18 protein-coding genes are annotated in these 14,648 nt (G+C 61.6%); 4 read left to right on the forward strand and 14 right to left on the reverse strand.

Features of this window, described 5'->3' with window-relative positions; all coding sequences use genetic code 11:
• Positions 1-78: 78 nt before the first annotated feature.
• Genes TX24_RS11445 through tusD form a run of 5 tightly spaced genes read right to left on the reverse strand, consistent with a single transcriptional unit; the run spans position 79 to position 2,431 of the window.
• On the reverse strand, positions 79-1,080 hold the full coding sequence (locus TX24_RS11445; protein ID WP_003192074.1) for a glycosyl transferase family protein: 1,002 nt from the start codon (positions 1,078-1,080) through the stop codon (positions 79-81).
• Positions 1,077-1,412, reverse strand: coding sequence for a TusE/DsrC/DsvC family sulfur relay protein (locus TX24_RS11450; protein ID WP_003192072.1), 336 nt, complete (start codon positions 1,410-1,412; stop codon positions 1,077-1,079). The genes TX24_RS11445 and TX24_RS11450 overlap by 4 nt, the downstream gene beginning before the upstream one ends.
• Positions 1,409-1,687, reverse strand: coding sequence for a sulfurtransferase complex subunit TusB (gene tusB, locus TX24_RS11455; RefSeq protein WP_003192071.1), 279 nt, complete (start codon positions 1,685-1,687; stop codon positions 1,409-1,411). Before tusB ends, TX24_RS11450 begins: the two co-directional genes overlap by 4 nt.
• Positions 1,687-2,037, reverse strand: a complete 351-nt coding sequence (gene tusC, locus TX24_RS11460; RefSeq protein WP_034134536.1) for a sulfurtransferase complex subunit TusC — start codon at positions 2,035-2,037, stop codon at positions 1,687-1,689. Before tusC ends, tusB begins: the two co-directional genes overlap by 1 nt.
• Before the next feature lies 1 nt (position 2,038).
• Positions 2,039-2,431, reverse strand: coding sequence for a sulfurtransferase complex subunit TusD (tusD, locus tag TX24_RS11465; protein ID WP_057710359.1), 393 nt, complete (start codon positions 2,429-2,431; stop codon positions 2,039-2,041).
• Positions 2,432-2,588: 157 nt separating this feature from the next.
• On the opposite strand from tusD, the gene TX24_RS11470 reads away from it, so the two are divergent.
• Positions 2,589-3,764, forward strand: a complete 1,176-nt coding sequence (locus tag TX24_RS11470) for a CaiB/BaiF CoA transferase family protein (RefSeq protein WP_057710360.1) — start codon at positions 2,589-2,591, stop codon at positions 3,762-3,764.
• A 94-nt stretch (positions 3,765-3,858) separates the two neighbouring features.
• Here TX24_RS11470 and TX24_RS11475 read toward each other — a convergent pair whose 3' ends face one another.
• Positions 3,859-4,353 (reverse strand): SprT family zinc-dependent metalloprotease, encoded by a 495-nt coding sequence (locus TX24_RS11475; protein WP_003192067.1) that lies wholly within the window; start codon positions 4,351-4,353, stop codon positions 3,859-3,861.
• Between the two features lie 128 nt (positions 4,354-4,481).
• On the reverse strand, positions 4,482-5,084 hold the full coding sequence (locus TX24_RS11480) for a Yip1 family protein (protein WP_003192065.1): 603 nt from the start codon (positions 5,082-5,084) through the stop codon (positions 4,482-4,484).
• 362 nt (positions 5,085-5,446) lie between these two features.
• Here TX24_RS11480 and ttcA point away from each other — a divergent pair, with 362 nt between their 5' ends.
• Both ttcA and TX24_RS11490 read left to right on the forward strand, forming a co-directional pair.
• Positions 5,447-6,271 (forward strand): tRNA 2-thiocytidine(32) synthetase TtcA, encoded by an 825-nt coding sequence (gene ttcA, locus TX24_RS11485; protein WP_014718888.1) that lies wholly within the window; start codon positions 5,447-5,449, stop codon positions 6,269-6,271.
• A 67-nt stretch (positions 6,272-6,338) separates the two neighbouring features.
• Positions 6,339-7,010 carry a DNA-3-methyladenine glycosylase I gene (locus tag TX24_RS11490; protein WP_003192062.1) on the forward strand — a complete coding sequence of 224 codons (672 nt, stop codon included), beginning with the start codon at positions 6,339-6,341 and terminating at the stop codon, positions 7,008-7,010.
• 123 nt (positions 7,011-7,133) lie between these two features.
• Here TX24_RS11490 and TX24_RS11495 read toward each other — a convergent pair whose 3' ends face one another.
• The 3 genes from TX24_RS11495 to arsC are packed head-to-tail and all read right to left on the reverse strand — an operon-like array spanning position 7,134 to position 8,486.
• On the reverse strand, positions 7,134-7,538 hold the full coding sequence (locus tag TX24_RS11495) for a DUF2069 domain-containing protein (RefSeq protein ID WP_003192061.1): 405 nt from the start codon (positions 7,536-7,538) through the stop codon (positions 7,134-7,136).
• Positions 7,522-8,136: an NAD(P)H:quinone oxidoreductase gene (gene wrbA, locus TX24_RS11500; protein ID WP_003192060.1), complete on the reverse strand. Its 615-nt coding sequence runs from the start codon at positions 8,134-8,136 to the stop codon at positions 7,522-7,524. The genes TX24_RS11495 and wrbA overlap by 17 nt, the downstream gene beginning before the upstream one ends.
• Positions 8,133-8,486, reverse strand: coding sequence for an arsenate reductase (glutaredoxin) (gene arsC, locus TX24_RS11505; protein ID WP_003192059.1), 354 nt, complete (start codon positions 8,484-8,486; stop codon positions 8,133-8,135). Before arsC ends, wrbA begins: the two co-directional genes overlap by 4 nt.
• Before the next feature lie 115 nt (positions 8,487-8,601).
• Here arsC and TX24_RS11510 point away from each other — a divergent pair, with 115 nt between their 5' ends.
• The gene (locus tag TX24_RS11510) at positions 8,602-9,063 is read left to right on the forward strand and encodes a TlpA family protein disulfide reductase (RefSeq protein ID WP_057710361.1); all 462 of its coding nucleotides are present in this window, start codon (positions 8,602-8,604) and stop codon (positions 9,061-9,063) included.
• A gap of 664 nt (positions 9,064-9,727) precedes the next feature.
• On the opposite strand, the gene TX24_RS11515 is transcribed toward TX24_RS11510, so the two are convergent.
• The 4 genes from TX24_RS11515 to TX24_RS11530 form a co-directional block, all read right to left on the reverse strand.
• Positions 9,728-10,132, reverse strand: coding sequence for an META domain-containing protein (locus TX24_RS11515; RefSeq protein WP_057710362.1), 405 nt, complete (start codon positions 10,130-10,132; stop codon positions 9,728-9,730).
• A complete protein-coding gene (locus TX24_RS11520; RefSeq protein ID WP_003192054.1) occupies positions 10,129-10,569 on the reverse strand; it encodes a hypothetical protein in 441 nt (146 codons plus the stop codon). The genes TX24_RS11515 and TX24_RS11520 overlap by 4 nt, the downstream gene beginning before the upstream one ends.
• A 71-nt stretch (positions 10,570-10,640) precedes the next feature.
• Positions 10,641-11,630: a 2-hydroxyacid dehydrogenase gene (locus TX24_RS11525; protein ID WP_003192052.1), complete on the reverse strand. Its 990-nt coding sequence runs from the start codon at positions 11,628-11,630 to the stop codon at positions 10,641-10,643.
• Positions 11,631-11,777: 147 nt separating this feature from the next.
• On the reverse strand, positions 11,778-14,531 hold the full coding sequence (locus TX24_RS11530) for a response regulator (protein WP_003192050.1): 2,754 nt from the start codon (positions 14,529-14,531) through the stop codon (positions 11,778-11,780).
• Positions 14,532-14,648 lie beyond the last annotated feature (117 nt).

Consider the following 14,648-nt stretch of genomic DNA (forward strand, 5'->3'; position numbering starts at 1 on the left):
TTGGCTGATAAGCGTTGGAGCCCAGTCTAAAGAGATGAGTTCGAACTAAAAGCGCAAAGAACCGGCGTGAATGATCGATTAAATCGATTTGTCCCGCGCGTCCCAGTACTGCTGGGCCAATTCGAACGCCTGTTGCCGTGGGTGGCCAAGGCCGCGCAGGGCCAACGCCATGGTGGCGATCAACGCCAGTTGTGGGTAGCTGTCTTCAGCGTCGCCGCGCCACAGCGCTTTGAGGTGCTCGGGCTCAAGCGTTGCTGGCTTGACGTGGCGCTGGTCGGAGAGGGCGGGCCACTCTTCGTCCCAACTCTGGCCGCCAGTGGTGCCGTACAAGTGACTCAGGGTGTCGGGGTTGATCTCGATCTCACCGCCGTCGCCCTTGACCACAATCACGTTGTCACCCAGCAGGCCGCTGGCATCACGATGCACGCCCTGGTAACCGGGGTGGAAAATGCTTTGCAGGCCACAGCGGGCATTCAGTGGGTTGAGCAGGCGCGCCAAGGAATGGATAGGCGAACGCAGGCCCAGGGTGTTACGCAGGTCGATCATGCGTTGCAACTGTGGCGCCCAATCACCCAGCGGGATAAACGCCAGGTTGCCGTGGGCAAAGGCGCTCTCGACCTGTTGCCAATCGCGGCACAGCGGGATGTTCAAGCTGTCCAGCAATTGTTCGGTGTACAAGCGCCCCGCGGTGTGGGCGCCGCCGCCGTGCATCAGGATGCGCACGCCGTTCTGTGCCAGGCATTTGGCTGCCAGCAGGAACCACGGCAGGTGGCGCTTTTTACCGGCGTAGGTCGGCCAGTCGATATCGACGTTCAACGCTGGCGCGTGCAGGCGCTCACGGACCGCTTCGGTGAAACCGGCGAGTTCTTCCGGGCTTTCTTCCTTGTGGCGCAGCAGCATCAGGAAGGCGCCGAGCTGGGTGTCCTCGACCTTTTCATCGAGCAGCATGCCCATGGCTTCCCGCGCTTCCTCGCGGGTGAGGTTGCGCGCGCCACGCTTGCCTTTGCCGAGGATGCGCACGAATTGTGCAAAGGGATGCTCTTGGGGCGTTACGAGAGTCAGGGGGGCAAAGTCGGTCATAAGCAATTCGTCGGCCTGGGCAGGCCCGCCAGCTTGGCGGCGAGTTTGGCGGGAGTGCCGTTGAACAATCTGTTGAGGTGCAGGCTGTTGCCCTTTTCCGGGCCAAGCTTCAAGGCGGTGTACTTGATCAGCGGGCGCGTGGCGGGAGACAACTGGAATTCGGCGTAGAACTGGCGCAGCAGGTCGAGGATTTCCCGGTGATCCGGGGTCAGCTCGATGGCTTCGGCGGTGGCCAGGGCATGCGCCACTTCATCGGACCAGTCGTTGAGGTCGACGAGGTAGCCGTCCTTATCCAGTTCCAGGGTGCGTGCGCCTACGGTCAGGGTGTTCATAGCCAGGTGTTGACCTTGTCGTAGTCGATCGACAGCTGCACGAAGCCTGGGTAATCGACGCTGTCAGCCCAGTCGGGCAGCGGCAGGTTACGCGCCTGCATGTCTTCGGCCAGCACAAACACCTTTACGCCTCTGGTTTGCAGGGCGGGCGTGTGCAGGCCGTAGGCTCCGTCACCACACAAGAGGATTGCGTCTTCGGCGCCACAGAGGCGCAGGCAGCTGTCGAGGCGGCTGTCAGTAAACGGGGAATGAGACACCACATGTAGAGTCGACATCAGAGGGTAATCACCTGGTCGTAACGGTCAATCAACTGGGAAATAGCTTGGCTGTCGAGCGCCTGCGCATTGGCGGGCGGCGGCAGCCCGCGTGCGGACAGGCTGTGGTCGCAGGCGAACACGTCGTCAATGCCGAACAGACCCAGGGCCTGCAGATTGGCACTCAGGTCTTTCTGTTGCACGGATTTGGCAGCTTGGTTCGGCGCCAGTTGGAACACACCGTCATCCAGAAACAGCAGGCCAATGGGCAGATCGAAAGCGCCACCGGCCAGCACGATATCCAGCGCTTCCCGCGCACTCGGCCCGGACCACGGGGCCTGGCGGCTGATCACCAATAAGGATTTGGACATGTCACGGCCCTCCAAAACAGATCAGGCGGTCGGCGTCCTGGATCGCGTCATGCAATTGCCCCAGGCCCGACAACGCCCAGGGGGCTTCCAGGTTGACTGCGCTGCGTTGATAGCGCGCAGCTTCCTCGGCATTCAGCACACCCCGGCGCAGGGCGGCGGCGATGCACACCACGCCGTCGAGTTGGTGCTGGCTGACAAACTCGCGCCATTGGCGCGGAATGTCTTGCTCATCCTGGGGCGCGACGATGTTAGTGGACGCGCTGTACACGCCGTCCTGGTAGAAAAACAGCCGCACAATCTCATGCCCGCCGGCCAGCGCTGCCTGGGCGAACAACAGGGCGCGGCGCGAAGAGGGCGCGTGGGCGGCGCTATACAGTGCAATCGCGAACTTCATGGAAGACTCTGCCAACAAACGTCGGCCAATGATAAAGCCGCCGCCGCGAAAAAGCCCGCCGTGATCAAAACAGTCACTGTGGTTGATCGTTCTGACGATTGCCGGCAGGCGCCCGGCTGCCTAGTCTGTGGGTATTCGCAACCCAACTGGAGTCTCTATGTCAGGTCCCTTGGCGTCCCTCAAAGTGTTGGATTTTTCCACCTTGCTGCCCGGCCCATTTGCCTCCTTGATGCTGGCGGACATGGGCGCCGAGGTGCTGCGCATCGAATCGCCCACGCGGATGGACCTGTTGCGTGTGTTGCCGCCCCATGATCGTGGCACCTCGGCCAGCCACGCCTACCTCAACCGCAACAAACGCAGCCTGGCCCTGGACCTCAAGCAGGCCGAGGCGCTGGAGATCGTGCGTGAGTTGGTCAAGGGCTATGACATCTTGCTCGAACAGTTCCGCCCCGGCGTCATGGAGCGTCTGGGCCTGGGCTATGAGGCGCTGAAGGCGATCAACCCGCGGCTGATCTACGTGTCGATCACCGGCTACGGTCAGACCGGCCCCTATAAGGACCGCGCCGGGCACGATATCAACTACCTGGCGTTGGCCGGCGTGGCCAGCCATACCGGGCGCCAGGACACCGGCCCATTACCGCTGGGCGTACAACTGGCGGATGTGGCGGGCGGTTCGCTGCATGCCGTGGTGGGCTTGCTGGCGGCGGTGATTGCCAGGCAGCAAAGCGGGGTGGGGCAATACCTGGATGTGAGCATGACCGATTGCTCGTTCAGCCTGAACGCCATGGCTGGGGCCGGTTACCTGGCTTGCGGGGTCGAGCCTGGGTGGGAGAACCATGTGCTCAATGGCGGGAGTTTCTACGACTACTACCGCACACGCGATGGGCGTTGGATGTCGGTGGGCAGTCTGGAGCCGGGGTTTATGCAGCAGCTGTGCGAGGCATTGGGGCGGCCGGAACTGGCGGCACACAGCGTGACGCCCGAACGCCAGGCCGTGCTCAAACAGGCGTTGCAGGTGGAGTTCGAGAAGCGCAGTTTTGACCAGTTGTGTGAGTTGTTTGCCGGGGTGGATGCGTGTGTGGAGCCGGTGTTGAGTTTGAGTGAGGCGGTGGAGCATCCACAGTTGAAGGTGCGGGAGCTGGTCAGCCAGGTGCCCCGGGGGGATGGCTCGACACAAGCGCAATTGGCCTGCCCGCTGAAGTTCTCCGAGGGTTTACCAGCGCCCAGGCATATTGGGGTGGCGGTGGGGGCGCACAGTGATGAGGTGTTGGTGGCGTTGGGGTTCGGTGTTGAGCGGATAGAGCAATTGCGCCAGGCCAAGGTTGTGGGTTGACTGAAAGGGCGCTTTCGCAGGCAAGCCAGCTCCCACATTTTGGATTGCGCTCACAGATCCAAATGTGGGAGCTGGCTTGCCTGCGATGAGGCCCTCATTCCACCCGAGTTTCCCCGGTGAACACCAAGGTCTGCCGACACCGCCGACACAAATACCGCCGCCCCTGATTCACCAGCCCATGGCGCTGCGGTGAAAACGGAAAATCACTGTCCGCACACGGGCAGCGGTAAATATAGCGAGTCACCTGTCGGCGCTTGACCTCGTAGGTATGGCAACGGTCGGGCGGCAGTTCGTAAACCCCGCGCATGATCAACTGCCATTCCTCGCCATGAGGCTGGATACGCTCGCCAAACAACTGGTGGGCAATCAGGTGCGCCACTTCGTGGGCCACGGTTTGCTTGAGAAAGTGTTGGCTGTTTTCACGGTACAACTGAGGGTTGAAGCGCAGCAGGTTCTCGTGCAAATGCGCGACACCGGCTTTCTGGCCCCGCAGCTTGAGGCTGACCTGGGGGCGTTTGAAGCTTCGTTTGAAAAAGGATTCGGCTTGCAGGAAACAATCTTCGACGCGGGTATTGAGTTGCTCGGGCATGCTGTACATATCTCCAGAGACGCCCAGTATGCCGCAAAGCTGGGTGTTTCCGAATCTGTCAGGCGCCGAATGGTCATGCATAACGCACAAAGCCACCTTGCGGTGGCCTTGCCTGCGGTTTTTTTCGGTCAACTGGTGTAGATCGGCCCGACGCCCAGGCCCCAGACGATCACGGTAAAGGCCATGATCGCCACTAGCACCACCAGGCCGACGGCCAATACCGAACTGGAGAACAGGAAGCCTTCATCCGGGTCGATACTCATGAAGGTCGGCAGCCCTACATACAACAGGTACACCGTGTAGCAGATCGCCGCCGTGCCCACGACCATGCCCAGCCACATATGCGGGTAGAGCGCCGCCAGCCCGCCGATAAACAACGGTGTGGCAGTGTAAGTGGCAAACGCCACGCAGCGGGCCATGCTTGGGCTGGCGTCGTAGGTGCGGGCCATCCAGTGAATGAATGCGCCCATCACGGCCACGCCGCATAGCATGGCCGCGTAAGACATGAGGGTCATCCACAGCGCGCTTTCCTGGGTCAGCATCACCGGGGCGCGGTTGCCGATGACCCAGCCGACCTGGGTGGTACCAATAAAGGCGGAAATGGCGGGGATCGCCGCGAGAATCAGGGTATGAGTGAGGTACATGTGGCCGATGCTTTCTTCTTTATCGCCACGGATTTCCCGCCATTCCTGGTCGGGATGGGTAAACAGCCCCACGACGTGATGGATCATGCCAGTCACTCCTGTCGTTATTACCATCGCCCCCCATCGGAGCGCCCACGGGCCAAATGGCCTGAAAGGTCTGGATAGATGTGCGACCTCAAGTCGCAGTATAGGAAGGGATGACCGGAATAACCGTAGGGCCTTTAGAGCAAATTGCGCTGTAAACACGGGCGCTAATCGCGGTGCGGTCTGTCAGGGCTCATGCGATCCAGTGTGGGAGCTGGCTTGCCTGCGATGGCGGCCTGTCAGGACCGCAGGTGTTGACTGGCACACCGCTATCGCAGGCAAGCCAGCTTCCACATTGGAACTGCGCCAGTCTTACCGGTAAAATGCTGCGCTTTTCGTCACACACCTTTGCGGATCCAAGCGCCATGGGCACTCTTACAGTCAACCAGAACAAACTGCAAAAACGCCTGCGTCGCCTGGCCGGTGAAGCAGTCGCCGATTTCAACATGATCGAGGACGGCGACAAGGTCATGGTCTGCCTCTCCGGCGGCAAAGACAGCTACACCATGCTCGACGTGTTGCTGCACCTGCAAAAGGTCGCACCGATCAAGTTCGAGATCGTGGCGGTCAACATGGACCAGAAGCAACCCGGTTTCCCCGAGCATGTGCTGCCGGCCTACCTGAAAGAACTGGGCGTCGAGTACCACATCGTCGAGAAAGACACTTACTCGGTGGTCAAGGAACTGATCCCGGAAGGCAAGACCACCTGCTCACTGTGCTCGCGCCTGCGCCGTGGCACGCTCTACACCTTTGCCGATGAGATCGGCGCGACCAAGATGGCCCTGGGTCATCACCGCGATGACATCGTCGAGACCTTCTTCCTCAATATGTTCTTCAACGGCTCACTCAAGGCCATGCCGCCCAAGCTGCGTGCCGATGACGGGCGCAACGTGGTGATCCGCCCGCTGGCGTATTGCAACGAGAAGGACATCCAGGCTTACTCCGACTTCAAGCAATTCCCGATCATTCCGTGCAATCTGTGCGGCTCCCAGGAAAACCTGCAGCGCCAGGTGGTCAAGGAAATGCTGGTGGATTGGGAGCGCAAGACCCCAGGGCGGACCGAAAGTATCTTCCGCAGCCTGCAAAACGTGATCCCGTCACAATTGGCCGACCGCAACCTGTTCGACTTCACCAGCCTGAAAATCGACGAGACCGCCGCATCGCGTTTCGTCAATGTAGTGAACCTCTGAGCCTTCCCAAGGCTCTAGTACACGGCGCTTGCGAGCGCCGTTTTCAATTCGACTGACAGGAGAGGGCATGCGCGATTACAAGTGGCTGCACGAATATTGTCTGAACCGCTTCGGTTCGGCGGCCAAGCTGGAAGCCCATCTGCCGGTGCCCAAGACCCCGGCGCAATTGCGCAAGATCACCGATGACCGTTACCTGTCGACCTTGGCGTTGCGGGTGTTCCGCGCTGGCTTGAAGCACAGCGTGGTCGACGCCAAATGGCCGGCGTTCGAGCAGGTGTTCTTTGGCTTCGATCCGGAAAAAGTCGTGCTGATGGGCGCCGAGCACCTGGAACGGCTGATGCAAGACACGCGCATCATCCGTCACCTGGGCAAGCTCAAGAGTGTGCCGCGCAATGCGCAGATGATCCTGGATATCGAGCAGGAAAAAGGCAGCTTCGGCGCATTTATCGCCGATTGGCCGGTGACTGATATTGTCGGGCTGTGGAAGTACCTGAGCAAGCATGGCCACCAGCTGGGCGGGCTGTCGGCGCCGCGCTTTTTGCGCATGGTCGGCAAGGACACCTTTGTGCCAAGCGATGACGTGGTGGCGGCGCTGAATGCGCAGAAGATCGTCGACAAGGCCCCGACCAGCCTGCGCGATTTGGCGACGGTGCAGGGTGCCTTCAACCAGTGGCACGCCGAGAGTGGGCGGCCGATGTGTCAGCTGTCGATGATGTTGGCCTACACCGCCAACCATTGATACTGATCGTTCCCACGCTCCGCGTGGGAATGCATCCTGTGACGCTCCGCGTCACCCTTGCACTAGCCCCGGGACGCAGAGCGTCCTGGGCAGCATTCCCACGCGGAGCGTGGGAACGATCAGTCAATCGGCCAGTCGCCGGTTCAACTGATGCCGCCAACGCACATACAGCAACGCCGTGCAAAACACCGCCAGGCTAGCGAGCATTTCCAGCACCCCAAACCACTGGCGGTTCGGGTCATACGCGGCCAGCGCGCCCTTGATGAAATACAGGTTCACCACAAAACACATCCACGAATGCCCGCGTGCGCTGCCCATCAGCATGCCTGGGGCGAGTATCAGCAGCGGTACCAGTTCGATCAGCAGGATGACCCACGGGCGCGCCCCATGCAGGTCGGCGACAAACAGGTAATAGCCACACAGCAAGCCCACCAGGCCCAAAAACGCCAGCAGGCTCAGCGCGCGTGCCACCTTGACCCGCGGCTCCAGCCACTCCCGTGGCGGCAGGACCTTAGGCTTCCTGGCCACGGCCGTTCTCCAGCAGCGTGGCGGTCTTGGCCAGGCGCAGGCCCAGGGCCCGGCACAGGGTTATTTCATGTTGGTCGAGCATGCGCTTGCCGTCTGGCCCGGAATGGTGGCTGGCGCCATACGGCGTGCCGCCGCCCTGGGTGTCGAGCAGGGCCTGTTCGCTGTAGGGCAGGCCGGTGATCAGCATGCCGTGGTGCAGCAGCGGTAGCAGCATCGACATCAGCGTGGTTTCCTGGCCGCCATGCAGGCTGGCGGTGGAGGTGAACACGCCGGCCGGCTTGCCGACCAAAGCGCCGGTGAGCCACAGGTTGCTGGTGCCATCGAGGAAGTACTTGAGCGGCGCAGCCATGTTGCCGAACCGGGTCGGGCTGCCCAGGGCCAGGCCCGAGCAGTGCTTCAGGTCGTCCAGGCTGGCATACAGCGCACCCTCGTCGGGAATGCTCGGCGCCACCGCTTCGCACTCGGTGGAAATCGCCGGCACCGTGCGCAACCGTGCTTCCATGCCGCCTTGCTCGATACCCCGGGCAATCTGCCGAGCCATCTCGCTCACCGAGCCGTTGCGGCTGTAATACAACACCAGCACATAGGGCGTACTCACGGCAGGATCTCCAGCACGTTCTCGGGCGGGCGGCCAATGATGGCTTTGTCGGCAGTTTCCAGGATAGGACGCTCCATCAGCTTGGGATGGGCGGCGATAGCGGCGATCAGTTGCGCTTCGCTCAAGCTGGCGTCGGCCAGGTTCAGGGTTTTGTATTCGTCCTCACCGGTGCGCAGCAGTTGGCGCGCGCTAATGCCAAGTTTTTTCAGCAGGGCCTTGATTTGCGCGGCATTCAGCGGGGTTTCCAGGTAGCGCACCACGGTCGGGGTGAGGCCGCGGGCTTCAAGCAGTTCCAGCGCACCGCGCGATTTCGAGCAGCGCGGGTTGTGATAAAGCGTCAGATCGGTCATGTGCGGGTCGCATCTTGCGTAAGGTGGCGGGTATTCTACCTGCGCTGGCGCCTGTCCTTAAACCGTAAGAGGCGATAGGCCGCAGCCAACGTTCATTTTTGCGAAGGAATACCCCATGACAAGGCGACTGATCGGTGCATTGGCGACCATCACAACCCTGCTGCTCAGCGGCTGCGGTAACGATTACGGCGTTGACCAATATGGCCAGAAAGTGGCGGCCGAACGCTTGGACAAACAGTGGCTGGTGGTCAACTACTGGGCCGAATGGTGTGGCCCGTGCCGCACGGAAATCCCTGAGCTCAATGCCCTGGCAGAACAGTTGAAAGGCCAGAATGTCGGGGTGTTCGGCGTCAACTTCGACAATGTACAGGGTGAAGAACTGAAGGCCGCCAGCGACAAGCTGGGGATCAAGTTCACGGTGCTGGCCCAGAACCCGGACGGGATCTTCGAGATTCCGCGCAGCGAGGCCTTGCCGGTGACCTACATCATCGACGACAAGGGCAAGGTGCGTGAGCAGTTGATGGGTGAGCAGACGGCGGAAGGGGTGTTGGCCAAGCTCAAGGCCTTGAAAGGCTAAAACTGTGGGAGCTGGCTTGCCTGCGATGGCCATAGGTATCTACACAGTTTTGGTGCGGCGCTGAACCTGTGGTGAGGGAGCTTGCTCCCGTGACGGCCTGACAGCCGGCGCTGATCTAACTGAGGCACGGTGATCCAAATGTGGGAGCTGGCTTGCCTGCGAAGGCGGCCTGCCAGCCGACCGGGATATTGGATTTGACCGAGTACATATCCATTATTTAGGTAACGGCCACCGATGGTTCCGCTCTGACAGCGGCTCATTTTTGAAGAGCGCAAAAGTAAGCAAAACGCTCTTGCCCCACCACTCGGCACCTCGCTTGGGCTCGGTGTGCCCGTAATCCGCCAGTGATTTGGGGGGCCGCCGCCACGCGCCCTCCATGGCGCGGGGCGGCTAAACCGGCATCCCTGCCGGTTTACCCCCCAAATCCCTGTCGAATTCCGGCCAGCGTGGTTTAACGGGGCGCCTGAGATCAAAAGCAGATCAAGCGCGGCTCGCTTCGCATCGTGGTTACCGTCTGCTGTTACAACCCACAAAGTTGTGTAGATACCGATGCTGCGATGGCATCGCTGCGGTGTACCTGATACACCGCGTCGTCCGCATCGCAGGCAAGCCAGCTCCCACAGAACCAGAGGACACCGCGTTAATACAGGAGCGTGCGTCTAGGTCAGCCTTCTTCGAGCCACAAGCGGATCGGCTTGCCTTCGGCTGGCCAGAACCGCGTCTGCTCGATCGGCGAGATGTCCCAGCGCTGCACGCTTTGCAGGGCCTGGAAGAAGCGATGCTCTTGCTCCATCAGGGCTTCGGCGCACATTTTTCGGGTGCTGCCGACCGGGCCGAAGCTGAGCTTGTTGCCTTCGACGGTGTACGGTGCAAACCAGTGGTTGCAGCCGCCATTGCCATAGGCCCGGCCATCGGCGCCCAGGGTGATGGTCAGGTGCGCGTAGTCCATCAATGGCCGCTCACCAATCCATTCCACTACGTAGCTGTGGTCGCGCTCGAGCTTGGCGCCATCGGCGGCGCAGCCTGCCAGGCCTACTCCGATCGCGGCAAGCAGCAGCGGGGCTTTCATTGCGCGGCCTGCTGGCATTTCGGGCAGCGGTGCTTATCGCCTTCGCTGGCCCAACCCAGTTCTTTGATACGCGCGTTGGCAGCCGGTTGCAGCGGTGCCTTGGTCAGCTTGGTTTCTACCGCGAATTCAAACTCCAGCACGGCGTCGCAGCTGTCGCAGTTGACCTTCCAGGTGTGAATCTCCAATTCGCCGAACTTCGGCCCTTGGGCCATGGCGACCCACTGGCCTGCCGGGCGGATGGAGTAGCGTGCGTCACCTTCGACGGTCAGGCGCATCGACAGGGTTTTACTGCCGCGCAGGCTGACGATCAGGACGTCGCCATGTTTGATCGAACCACCGTTGCCGGTGACCTGGTAACGGCCCGGCACCAGGGCGCGGCATTCGATCAGGGTGTGTTGCGGGCTCAGCAAGCTGAAGCGGAAATCGTGTTCGGCCATGGATCCTCCAAATAGGCGCGGCATCCTATCACGGGTGCCGGCCTATCATGAGCCTGGTATGTGACCGCTGATCATCCCTCGACCAGGTTCTGCGCCCGGCCATCGGCCCACGCGGCAATGTTGGCCAATGTGGTGCCGGCAATCGCCGCCAGGGCTTCACGGGTGAGGAAGGCCTGGTGCGCGGTGATGATCACGTTGGGGAAGGTCAGCAGGCGGGCGAGCACGTCATCTTGCAGGGGCAGGTCCGAGCGGTCCTCGAAAAACAATTGAGCTTCTTCTTCGTAGACGTCCAGCCCCAGGTAGCCCAACTGGCCCAGCTTGAGCGCTTCGATCAGTGCCGGCGTATCGACCAGGCCACCGCGCCCGGTGTTGATCAGCATCGCACCGGGCTGCATCTGCGCCAGTGAGCGGGCATTGATCAGGTGTTTGCTGTCGGCGGTCAGCGGGCAGTGCAGGCTGATGATCTGCGCCTCGGCCAACAGTTCAGGCAGGCTTACGTAGCGGGCGCCAAGTTCATGCACCTGTGGGTTGGGGAAGGGGTCGTAGGCCAGCAGTTGGCAGCCGAAGCCGGCCATGATCTTGGCGAAGGTCGCGCCGATCTGCCCGGTGCCGACCACGCCGACCGTTTTGCCGACCAGATCGAAACCGGTGAGCCCGTGCAGGCTGAAATCACCGTCGCGGGTGCGGTTGTAGGCACGGTGCAGACGGCGGTTGAGCGCCAGAATCAGCGCGACCGCGTGTTCGGCCACCGCGTGGGGCGAATAGGCGGGCACGCGCACGATACTCAGGCCCAGGCGCTGGGCGGCGGGCAAGTCGACATGGTTGTAGCCCGCCGAGCGCAGGGCAATCAGGCGTGTGCCGCCCTTGGCCAGTTGCTCCAGCACGGGGGCGCTGAGGTCGTCGTTGATAAAGGCGCAGACCACTTCGTGGTGTTCGGCCAGGGCCACGGTATCGAGGTTCAGGCGTGCCGGTTGGAACTGCAGTTCGATACTGGCCGGCAGCGGTTCGCCGAGGAAACTCTCGCGGTCGTAGGTTTGGCTGCTGAAGAGAATGACGCGCATTGAAAAGGCTCCCTGCAATGACAGAATAGATGCGTACTTGTAGGAGCGAGCTTGCTCGCGAAAAACGTCAACGATAACGCGTTCATTCTGGTTTAACGCGGTGTTCTCTGGTTTTTCGCGAGCACGCTCGCTCCTACAGTCGGACGGTCAGGCACTTACTCTGGCTTCACTGGCCAACCGTGCAATCGCCATGTCCAGTTCATCCAGCGCAGCCATGGCCTTGGCGTCATCCTGCTTGAGCAGGGTTTCGGCGCGCTGGCAGGCCGCCCGCAATTGCGGCACGCCACAATAGCGCGTGGCGCCGTGCAGGCGGTGCACGCGTTCGATCAAGGCGTGGTTGTCATTGGCTTCGCGGGCGACGGTAATCGCCAGGCGATCAGCCTCCAGGGAGGCCAGCAGCATGGCGAGCATATCGGCGGCCAGGTCGGCCTTGTTGGCGGCCAGGCGCAGGCCTTCTTCGTGGTCGAGTACCAAGAGCTGCACGCCCTGGGCTGCACCCTCATGGGTGCGCTCCGGGCCTTGGTTACGCAGCGCCAGGCCGGTCCATTTCAAGACCACCTGGGCCAATTGCCGCTCGCTGATGGGCTTGGTCAAGTAGTCGTCCATGCCGCTTTGCAGCAGGGCTCGTTTTTCGTTGGCCATGGCATGGGCCGTGAGGGCTACCACCGGCAGCGGCGTGCCGTGGCGTTCGCTTTCCCACTGGCGGATCGCCTCGGTGCTCTGGCGGCCATCCATGCCGGGCATTTGCACGTCCATCAGCACCAAATCGAAAGTTTCTTGCTTCACGGCGTCGACCGCCGCGTAACCGCTTTCCACCGCCTGCACCTTGGCACCCATGTCTTCCAACAGGGTTTGCACCAGCAGCAGGTTGGCCGGGTTGTCGTCCACGCACAGCACCCGTGGCGCACGGCTGGACAACGGCTCACCGGGTTCGCTGCGCGAAGGGCGCGGGCTGATCAGATCGGCCAGCGAGCGGCGCAGCTTGCGCGTACAAGCGGGCTTGGCCTGCAATTGGCTGTTGGGGTTGGGCACCGATTGGTTGAACAGCATCTGCTCGGTGGTCGGGCACAGCACCAGCACCTTGCAGCCCAGGTGTTCAAGGTCCCACAGGTGTTGGTTGAGGCGCTCGGGCGGAATGTCATTGGCCGTGACACCCAGCACCGCCAGGCTGATGGCCTGTTCGGTCTGGTGCGCACTGGTGATGCCATTGGTCAGGCTTTCCAGGGTGTTGAAGGGCGTGACTTCCAGGCCGCAGTCTTCCAACTGATGTTGCAGGGCCTGGCGCGCCAGTTCGTGGTTTTCCAGTACGGCCACACGCCGCCCCAGCAGCGGCGCGGCGGGCAGGTCCTCGACGTCGTCACGGGTTTTGGGCAGGTTCAGGCTGATCCAGAATTCGGAGCCTTCACCCGGCGTGCTGTCGACGCCGATTTCGCCGCCCATCTGCTCGATCAACCGCTTGGAAATCACCAGGCCCAAACCGGTGCCGCCGGGCTGGCGCGACAGCGAGTTGTCGGCCTGGCTGAATGCCTGGAACAGGGCGCGCACATCCTGGTTGGACAGGCCGATGCCGGTGTCTTGCACGCTGATGCGCAATTGCACGCTGTCTTCTTGTTCATCTTCAATCATCGCTCGGGCCACAATGGTGCCTTCGCGGGTGAACTTGATCGCATTGCTGATCAGGTTGGTCAGAATCTGCTTGAGCCGCAGCGGGTCGCCCACCAACGCCAGCGGCGTGTCGCGGTACACCAGGCTCACCAGTTCGAGCTGCTTGGCATGGGCGGCGGGGGCGAGGATGGTCAAGGTGTCTTGCAGCAAGTCGCGCAGGTTGAAAGGCACGCTGTCGAGCACCAGTTTGCCGGCTTCAATCTTCGAGAAATCGAGGATTTCGTTGATGATGCCCAGCAGGTTATCCGCAGATTTTTCGATAGTGCCCAGGTAGTCCAACTGGCGCGGCGACAGCTCGCTTTTTTGCAATAGGTGAGTAAATCCGAGGATGCCGTTGAGCGGCGTGCGGATTTCATGGCTCATGTTGGCCAGGAACTCCGACTTGATACGGCTGGCCTCCAGGGCTTCCTTGCGCGCCAGGTCGAGCTCGATGTTCTGGATCTCGATGGTTTCCAGGTTCTGGCGCACGTCTTCGGTGGCCTGGTCGATGCTGTGTTGCAGCTCTTCCTGGGCATTTTGCAGGGTTTCGGCCATGCGGTTGATGCCCGAGGCGAGCTGGTCCAACTCCTGGCTGCCCAAGGGTGGCAAGCGTGTCTCCAGGTTGCCGTCCTTGAGTTGGGCCACCGCTTGCTTGATCTGGCCAATCGGCGAATTGATGGTGCGGCTGATACGCAGGGCGAGGGCGGCGGTGCACATCAGGCCGATGGCGATCAACAGCAGGCTGGCGAACAGGCTGCGATAGCCACGCAGCAACATGCCATTGTGAGACAGCTCCACTTCGACCCAACCCAGCAGGCGGTCGGCCTCATCCGGAATCAGCTCGCCCGCCAGGTTGCGATGGCGGCCAAACACCGGCAGTAAATAGCGGGTGGCGTCGTTGCCGGTGCGCTGCAACAGGTGCGAACTGTTGCCGGTGGGCGGCTGGTTGAGCATGGTCGGGCCGGCGTGGGCCAGGGAAGAGCGGTCTGGCGCCAGGAACGACACCGCGCGCACATCCGGCTGCTCCAGGGACTGGGTCGCGATGCGCTCCAGCAGGTCGGTGTTCTTATGACCGAGGGCAGGTGCCACCAACGGCGCCAATTGCTCGGCGATCATTTCGCCGCGTTGCAGCATCTGGGTTTGCAACTCCGAGAGCTGCATCCAGGTGAAATAGCCGCCCAACAGCAACGCCATCAGGCTGGTCGGTAATAAGGTCAGCAACAGTACGCGGCCTTTTATCCCCATTCTTCTAAGCACGCCACTCTCCTGCTACCACGTTGTTATCAATCATCCACGCCGGCATCCGGCCCGCGCCACCTGCGCAGTGTAGCCATTTGCACGGCCTGGAATCTTGCAAATTAATGACATACGGCA

Origin of the sequence: Pseudomonas lactis (genome assembly GCF_001439845.1) — a bacterium.
GTDB classification, from domain to species: Bacteria; Pseudomonadota; Gammaproteobacteria; order Pseudomonadales; family Pseudomonadaceae; genus Aquipseudomonas; species Aquipseudomonas lactis.

Bases quoted from the DNA above. Each gene is read 5' to 3' on its own strand.
- TX24_RS11510 (WP_057710361.1), top strand. From the start codon at position 8,602: ATGACAAGGCGACTGATCGGTGCATTGGCGACCATCACAACCCTGCTG.
- TX24_RS11475 (WP_003192067.1), bottom strand. From the start codon at position 4,353: ATGCCCGAGCAACTCAATACCCGCGTCGAAGATTGTTTCCTGCAAGCC.
- TX24_RS11490 (WP_003192062.1), top strand. From the start codon at position 6,339: ATGCGCGATTACAAGTGGCTGCACGAATATTGTCTGAACCGCTTCGGT.
- arsC (WP_003192059.1), bottom strand. From the start codon at position 8,486: ATGACCGATCTGACGCTTTATCACAACCCGCGCTGCTCGAAATCGCGC.
- tusD (WP_057710359.1), bottom strand. From the start codon at position 2,431: ATGAAGTTCGCGATTGCACTGTATAGCGCCGCCCACGCGCCCTCTTCG.
- ttcA (WP_014718888.1), top strand. From the start codon at position 5,447: ATGGGCACTCTTACAGTCAACCAGAACAAACTGCAAAAACGCCTGCGT.
- TX24_RS11515 (WP_057710362.1), bottom strand. From the start codon at position 10,132: ATGAAAGCCCCGCTGCTGCTTGCCGCGATCGGAGTAGGCCTGGCAGGC.
- TX24_RS11450 (WP_003192072.1), bottom strand. From the start codon at position 1,412: ATGAACACCCTGACCGTAGGCGCACGCACCCTGGAACTGGATAAGGAC.
- TX24_RS11470 (WP_057710360.1), top strand. From the start codon at position 2,589: ATGTCAGGTCCCTTGGCGTCCCTCAAAGTGTTGGATTTTTCCACCTTG.
- TX24_RS11480 (WP_003192065.1), bottom strand. From the start codon at position 5,084: ATGATCCATCACGTCGTGGGGCTGTTTACCCATCCCGACCAGGAATGG.
- tusC (WP_034134536.1), bottom strand. From the start codon at position 2,037: ATGTCCAAATCCTTATTGGTGATCAGCCGCCAGGCCCCGTGGTCCGGG.
- TX24_RS11520 (WP_003192054.1), bottom strand. From the start codon at position 10,569: ATGGCCGAACACGATTTCCGCTTCAGCTTGCTGAGCCCGCAACACACC.
- TX24_RS11525 (WP_003192052.1), bottom strand. From the start codon at position 11,630: ATGCGCGTCATTCTCTTCAGCAGCCAAACCTACGACCGCGAGAGTTTC.
- TX24_RS11445 (WP_003192074.1), bottom strand. From the start codon at position 1,080: ATGACCGACTTTGCCCCCCTGACTCTCGTAACGCCCCAAGAGCATCCC.
- tusB (WP_003192071.1), bottom strand. From the start codon at position 1,687: ATGTCGACTCTACATGTGGTGTCTCATTCCCCGTTTACTGACAGCCGC.